This is a genomic window from Kitasatospora sp. MY 5-36 (assembly GCF_001182915.1).
Classification (GTDB): Bacteria; Actinomycetota; Actinomycetes; order Streptomycetales; family Streptomycetaceae; genus Kitasatospora.
In genome coordinates this window covers 1-7,027 of the sequence record NZ_LFVW01000599.1, presented here as the reverse complement: position 1 = coordinate 7,027, position 7,027 = coordinate 1, and the positions used below count along the sequence as shown (strand labels likewise).

6 protein-coding genes are annotated in these 7,027 nt (G+C 74.2%); 2 read left to right on the top strand and 4 right to left on the bottom strand.

Going from position 1 to position 7,027, the window contains the following annotated elements:
- The 4 genes from AE652_RS31195 to AE652_RS31180 all read right to left on the bottom strand — a co-directional run.
- Positions 1-460, bottom strand: a 460-nt coding sequence (locus AE652_RS31195; RefSeq protein ID WP_049657609.1) for an FtsX-like permease family protein, incomplete at its 3' end; no start/stop codon positions are given.
- Complete coding sequence (locus AE652_RS31190; protein ID WP_369808346.1) at positions 457-1,200, bottom strand: ABC transporter ATP-binding protein; 744 nt, start codon at positions 1,198-1,200, stop codon at positions 457-459. The genes AE652_RS31190 and AE652_RS31195, both read right to left, overlap by 4 nt.
- 98 nt (positions 1,201-1,298) lie before the next feature.
- Complete coding sequence (locus AE652_RS31185; protein ID WP_234348606.1) at positions 1,299-1,817, bottom strand: GNAT family N-acetyltransferase; 519 nt, start codon at positions 1,815-1,817, stop codon at positions 1,299-1,301.
- Between the two features lie 43 nt (positions 1,818-1,860).
- Positions 1,861-3,135, bottom strand: coding sequence for an SAV2148 family HEPN domain-containing protein (locus tag AE652_RS31180; protein WP_063780326.1), 1,275 nt, complete (start codon positions 3,133-3,135; stop codon positions 1,861-1,863).
- Positions 3,136-3,543: 408 nt separating this feature from the next.
- Between AE652_RS31180 and glgX the strand changes: the two genes are divergently transcribed.
- Both glgX and AE652_RS31170 read left to right on the top strand, forming a co-directional pair.
- Entirely contained in the window at positions 3,544-5,751 is a 2,208-nt protein-coding gene (glgX, locus tag AE652_RS31175) for a glycogen debranching protein GlgX (protein WP_049657607.1), read from the top strand.
- Positions 5,752-5,877: 126 nt separating this feature from the next.
- Positions 5,878-7,027 (top strand): alpha-amylase family glycosyl hydrolase (locus AE652_RS31170; protein WP_049657604.1); only part of this gene is annotated, 1,150 nt, incomplete at its 3' end.

Sequence of the window (7,027 nt, the reverse complement as noted above, 5' to 3'; positions counted from 1 at the left end):
CGGGGCGCGCGGTGAACCCGTCGGGGGCGGCGCCGCGGGCGGCCAGCCAGGCGGCGAGGGCGGGGGCGCCGGGCAGTGAGAGCAGGCAGCCGCTGACGGCGGCGGCGAGGGCGACGACGGCGGCCTCGCCGGTGATCAGCTGGACGATCTGCCGCGGTGTGGCGCCGACGGCGCGCAGCATCGCGATCTCCTGGCGGCGCTGGGCGACGGCGAAGGCGAAGGTTCCGGCGACGACGAAGACCGCGACGAAGGCGGCCATCGCGGCGGTGAACTGGAGCACCTTGTGCAGGGAGGGCGCGCCGAGCGGGGAGTCGTCGCCGGCGGTCTCGTTCAGCAGGCTGCCGGTGGTGGCGACGAGCAGGACGCCGAGGGTGAGGGCGACGTAGGAGCCGACGAAGGCGGCCTTGCGGCGGCGCAGGCTCGCGGCGGCGACGGGCAGCAGGGTGAGCGGTGAGGTCATGCCGCCGTCTCCAGGGCGGTCATCCGCTCGGCGACCTGCTGGGCGGTGGGGCGGGGCAGGTCGTCGACGATCCGGCCGTCGGCGAGGAAGAGGACGCGGTCGGCGTAGCCGGCGGCGACGGGGTCGTGGGTGACCATGACGGTGCTCTGGCCCTCGCGGTCGACGAGGTCGCGCAGCAGGGCGAGGACGTCCCGGCTGCTGGCGGAGTCGAGGGCGCCGGTCGGCTCGTCGGCGAACAGCATCCGGGGCCGGGTGATCAGGGCGCGGGCGATGGCGACGCGCTGCTGCTGGCCGCCGGAGAGCTGGGAGGGCAGGTGTCCGGTGCGCTCGCCGAGGCCGACTTGGGCGAGGGCCCGGCGCACCTGCGCGGGGTCGGGTCGGCGGCCGGCCAGCCGCAGCGGCAGGCCGACGTTCTGTTCGGCGGTGAGCGAGCCGACCAGGTTGAAGGCCTGGAAGACGAAGCCGATCCGTTCGCGGCGCAGCACCGTCAGTTCGGTCTCGCCCATCCCGGAGAGGTCGGTCCCGTCCAGGGTGACCCGGCCGCTGTCGGGCCGGTCGAGGCCGGCGCAGCACTGCAGCAGGGTGCTCTTGCCGGAGCCGGAGGGGCCCATGACGGCGGTGAACCCGCCGCGGGCGAACTCGACGTCCACCCCTCTGAGTGCCCGTACGGCCTCCGGCCCGGTTCCGTAGGTGCGGTGTACGTCGTCGAGGCGCAGTACGGCCCCGCTCTCCCCCGTGATCTTCACGGGGGCTACACCTACCACGGGGGTCACGGCCCTGACCAGGGCGTTTGGGGGAATCGTTATGCCGCCAGTTATGCCGTCAGCTGCGCCGTCGGTTACGCCGTCAGCCGCCGTGCCCCAGCGCGGACTTCGGCGCGGGCTTCGGCTTCGCGGAGTCCGGTCCCGCCGACGGGGCGGTGCAGGTGAACGTCGACCGGGTCCTCGTGGACGACGGTGAAGCCGTGGCGTTCGTACAGCCGCTGGGCGGCGCTGCCGCGGAGGACGACAAGGCGAAACGGTTCTCCGGCGGCGTCGGCCTCGGCGAGGAGGTGGCGCAGGACGGCGGTGCCCAGGCCCCGGCCCTGGAGGTGCGGGGCCAGGTAGAACAGCTCCAGGTGGCGTCCGCCCCGCTCGTCGGGGCGGACGGTGACGCAGCCGGCGAAGGCCCGGTCGACCAGGAGCACGGAGGTGTACCTGGTCGAGAAGGACGCCCGCACCCGCTCGCGGGAGCGGGCCGGGTCCCAGCGGCCGAGGCGTTCCAGGTCGGCGCGCATGACCCGGGCCTTGAGGGCCGTGACGGGTTCGAGGTCGTCGGGGGTGGCGGGGCGCAGGCTCCAGGCGGGGTCGCTGTTCACGGCCCGCAGTCTGGCAGCCGCGCCGCCGCCCCGACCAACCGGCCTAGGAGACGGACCGGGAGTCGGCCCAGATGCCCTCGAACTCCTCGCGGTAGACCTCCAGCAGTCCGGGCTCGGTGCCGCCGGGCTGCTGGCCGGCGCCGCCGCGCAGGACCAGGGCCGGGGACTCCATGCCGCGGGCACGGCGCAGGTAGGGCTGGATGACGCCGAGGTCGCGGCCCTGGCGGCGGCCGCCGGCCTGGCCGGGCGTGCGGGGGCCCTCGACCAGGTAGGCGGTGAAGCGCGGGGTCTCGTCGAAGACCCGGATCTCGAAGCCGCCCTGGTCCCGCAGCCGGGCCCGGACCCGCCGTACGTGCATGATGTTCATCTCGATGGAGCGGGACAACTCGCTGCGCCCGAGGCCGAGTTCGCGTTCGCGGCGGCGGACAGCGCTGCTCGCCGGGTTGAGGAAGAGCAGCCGGACCCGGCAGCCTTCGCCGGCCAGCCGCACCAGGCGCTTGCCGGTGTAGTTCTGGCAGAGCATGCCGAGGCCGATGCCGAGCGCGTCCAGCCGCCGGGCGCCGTCCAGCAGGTCCTCGACGGGCAGGTCGCGCTGGAGCCGGACCCGGTCGGCGTGGACGGCGACGACGTCCGCGTACCGGCCGGCCACCAGGGACTCGACGACGTCGGCGGGCACCCCGCCGGCGCCGCCGTCCAGGACGGCCAGCAGCCGGGCGGCGGCGCGTTCGGTCTGGGCCAGCACGGTCTGGGTGAGCACCCGGTTGCGGGAGACGACGTGCCGGGCCACCTCCAGTTCGTCCAGCGCCAGTTCGATCTCGCGCCGGTCGGCGAGGTACGGCTCGAAGCAGGGCCAGTGCTGCACCATCAGCTCGCGCAGCTGGGGCAGGGTGAGGAAGACCAGCGGGTCGTCGTCGGCGGGGTCGAGCAGGTAGCCCTTGCGGCGGCTGACCTCGCGCACGGCGCCGGCCCGGTGCGCCCACTCCTCGCCGGCCGGGCCTGCGGCGGCGGTGACCCAGTCCTCGCCGTGGGCGGGGGCGTAGATCGGGTGCAGCACCTCGTCGACGAGGGCGCGCAGCCGCTGCTCGACCAGGTTGAGCCAGACGTAGGCGCGGCCGGACAGCCGGACCCGCTGGTAGGCGTCCTCCCACTCGGCGGCCGACCAGGCCAGGGCGGGTATCTCGACGGGGCCGCTCTGGGCGGGCACCAGGGCCCGGCCGGTCAGGGTGGGGCGCATGACCACCGTGGGCGCCTCGCTGCGGGCCGCGCCCCGGCCGGGCCCGTCGGGCCCGGTGCCGCGGCCGCCGGCGGGGAACACCATGCGCCACCTCATCTGGTCGCCGCACCGACCCCCGCGGGCGCGGGGACCGTTGACGGGCTGTCGGGAGTCGGCCCAGGCGGCCGGACGATCAAGGGTACTGCCCGTCGCGAGCCGCCCGCAGCCGGATGCCCGGGGGCTCTCCCGCACCACCGGGAGCACTCTTCACACGAATGCCCGACGGGCGCTCGTTCGGCCCAACCCGGGCCGGATCTCCCGGACGCCGGGGGAGGGCTCGGGGAGTATGCGCTGTGCCGCGCGTCACGGCGACTGTGCCGTGCGTCACGGCGCACGCTTGCGCACATGCCCGGCCGTCCGGCCGGGAAGAGAGCGTCCGGGTCCGGGCGGACGGCTGGGCCATTCATCGGACTACACGTCAGTTTCCGTCGGCAGCAAGGAAGTTGAGGAGTCATGCAGGTCTGGCCCGGTACTCCCTACCCGCTCGGCGCCACCTACGACGGGGCCGGCGTCAACTTCGCGGTGTTCTCCGAGAGCGCCGACCGGATCGAGCTGTGCCTGATCGCCGAGGACGGCTCCGAGACGGCCGTCGAGCTGCGCGAGACGGACGCCTTCGTCCGGCACGCCTACCTCCCGGGCATCCAGCCCGGCCAGCGCTACGGCTTCCGCGTGCACGGCCCGTACAACCCGGGCCTGGGCCAGCGGCACAACAGCGCCAAGCTGCTCCTGGACCCGTACGCCAAGGCGATGAGCGGGCACATCGACTGGGACGAGTCGGTCTACGGCTACCACTTCGGCGCCCCCGAGCGCCGCAACGACCTGGACTCCGCCCCGCACACCATGCACTCGGTGGTCATCAACCCGTACTTCGACTGGGGCACCGACCGCCCGCCGCGCACCGACTACCACCGCACCGTCATCTACGAGGCCCACGTCAAGGGCCTCACCCGGCTGCACCCCGGCATCCCCGAGGAGATCCGCGGGACGTACGCGGGCCTGGCCCACCCGGCGGTGATCGAGCACCTGGCCAAGCTCGGCGTCACCGCGATCGAGCTGATGCCGGTGCACCAGTTCGTCCGCGACCACCGGCTGCGGGACCTGGGCCTGGCCAACTACTGGGGCTACAACACCGTCGGCTTCTTCGCCCCGCACTCCTCCTACTCCTCCACCGGCGACCGCGGCCAGCAGGTGCAGGAGTTCAAGTCCATGGTCAAGGCGCTGCACGCGGCCGGGATCGAGGTGATCCTGGACGTCGTCTACAACCACACCGCCGAGGGCAACCACCTGGGGCCGACACTGTCGCTGCGCGGCCTGGACAACGTCTCCTACTACCGCCTCGCCCGGGACCAGCGCTTCTACGAGGACACCACCGGCACCGGCAACAGCCTGCTGATGCGCAGCCCGCACGTGCTCCAGCTGATCATGGACTCGCTGCGCTACTGGGTCACCGAGATGCACGTCGACGGCTTCCGCTTCGACCTCGCCGCCACCCTCGCCCGGCAGTTCCACGAGGTGGACCGGCTCTCCTCCTTCTTCGACCTGGTCCAGCAGGACCCGGTGGTCTCCCAGGCCAAGCTGATCGCCGAGCCCTGGGACCTCGGCGAGGGCGGCTACCAGGTGGGCAACTTCCCTCCGCTGTGGACGGAGTGGAACGGCATGTACCGGGACACCGTGCGGGACCTGTGGCGCGGCGAGACCGCCGCCCTCGCCGAGTTCGGCTCCCGGCTCACCGGCTCCTCCGACCTCTACCAGGACGACGGCCGCCGACCGATCGCCTCGATCAACTTCGTGACCTGCCACGACGGTTTCACCCTGCGCGACCTGGTCTCGTACAACGAGAAGCACAACCAGGCCAACGGCGAGGAGAACCGGGACGGCGAGTCCTTCAACCGCTCCTGGAACTGCGGCGTCGAGGGCCCCTCCGCCGACCCGGCCGTCGAGGAGCTGCGGGCGCGCCAGCAGCGCAACCTCATCGCCACCCTGATGCTCTCCCAGGGCGTGCCGATGCTCTCGCACGGCGACGAGCTCGGCCGCACCCAGCTGGGCAACAACAACGCCTACTGCCAGGACAACGAGCTCACCTGGGTGCACTGGCCGCAGGACGACGGGCCGCAGGCGCGGCTGCTGGAGTTCACCCAGGGGATGATCTGGCTGCGCCGCGACCACCCGGTGTTCCGGCGGCGGCGGTTCTTCCACGGCCGGCCGGTGTCCGGGCGGCCGGGGGCGGCCGGGCCCGCCTCCGCCGTACCGGGCCGGGGCGGGCACGGCCCCGGCCCGCAAGGCCCGGGCGGGCCGGCCGTCGGCGGGTTCGACGACCTCACCGACATCGCCTGGTTCACCCCGGCCGGGGAGGAGATGACCAAGCGCAACTGGGGCGCCAGCTACGCCAAGTCGCTGACCGTCTTCCTCAACGGCTACGCGATCTCCGAACCGGACCGGCGCGGCGGGCGGATCGTCGACGACTCCTTCCTGCTGCTGTTCAACGCCCACTTCGAGCCGCTGGAGTTCACCGTGCCCGCCGACCACGGGCAGGAGTGGCAGGTCGTGGTCGACACCGCCCGGTCCCGGCTGCCCGCCCCGGGGACGGGCGCCCGGGTCAAGGCCGGGGACTCCCTCTGGCTCACCGACCGCTCGCTGATGGTGCTGCAACGGCCCGCGTAGCACGGTGACGGCGGCCCCGGACCGGCTCGTACGGGGGCGCGCGGCGCCGTCGGACGGCCGGGGCGGTCACCTGTTCGGGTCAGCAGCGGGTCTTGGCGGCGGCCTCCCCCGGGTACCTATGGAGCTATGACCCCCGCCGCCGAGCCCGCGCAGCCCCGCCCGGCCGCCGCCGTCCCCTCGTCGTCGTACCGCCTCCAGCTCCAGCCCGGCTTCACCCTCCGCGACGCCACCGCCGCCGTCCCCTACCTGGCCGCCCTCGGCGTCTCCCACCTGCACCTCTCCCCGCTGCTGGAGGCCGTCCCCGGCTCCACCCACGGCTACGACACCGTCGACCACACCCGGATCAGCGAGCAGCTCGGCGGCGAACCGGCGCTGCGCGCGCTGGCCGCCGAGGCGCACCGCCACGGCCTGCGCCTGATCGCCGACGTGGTGCCCAACCACATGGCCGTGCCCGCCCCCGAACGGCTCAACCGGCCGCTGTGGCAGGTGCTGCGCGACGGGCCCGACTCGCCGTACGCGCACTGGTTCGACATCGACTGGACCGCCCAGCCGGGCCCCGCCGACGCCCCCGGGCGCGGACGGGTGCTGCTGCCGTTGCTCGGCGACCGGCTCGGCGCCGTGCTGGACCGGCTCACCGTGGACGGCGACACCCTGCGCTACCACGAGCACGAGCTGCCGCTGCGCCCCGGCACCGCCGGGCTCCCGCTGGAGGAGCTGCTCGCCCGCCAGTGGTACCGGCTCGCCTGGTGGCGCCTGGCCCGCACCGAGCTCAACTACCGGCGCTTCTTCACCGTCAACGAGCTGATCGCGCTGCGCGCCGAGGACCCGGAGGTGTTCGCCGCCACCCACGCCGTCCTGCTCGCCCTGCACGCCGACGGCGTCCTGGACGGCTTCCGGATCGACCACCCCGACGGGCTCGCCGACCCGCGCGGCTACCTGCGGCGCCTGGCCGACGCCACCGGCGGCGCGTACGTGGTGGTCGAGAAGATCCTCACCGGCGAGGAGCGGCTGCCCGAGGACTGGCCGGTGGCCGGCACCACCGGCTACGACGCGCTGCGCCGGATCGACGGCGTGCTCCTCGACCACGCGGGCGCCTGCCGGCTGGCCGGGGCGTACGAGTCCTTCCTGCACGGCGGCCCGGTCCGGGACCTCTGCGCGGACCCGCACCCCGCGGTCGCCGAGGCCCGGCGCGGGCGGGCCGACATGACCGGGCCGGACGGCGAACTCGCCGCCGAGGTCGAGCGGCTGGTCCGGATCGCGCTGCGGATCGGCGCCG

Coding starts and splice junctions, on each gene's coding strand:
- AE652_RS31180 (WP_063780326.1), bottom strand. CDS start 3,135: ATGGTGTTCCCCGCCGGCGGCCGCGGCACCGGGCCCGACGGGCCCGGC.
- glgX (WP_049657607.1), top strand. CDS start 3,544: ATGCAGGTCTGGCCCGGTACTCCCTACCCGCTCGGCGCCACCTACGAC.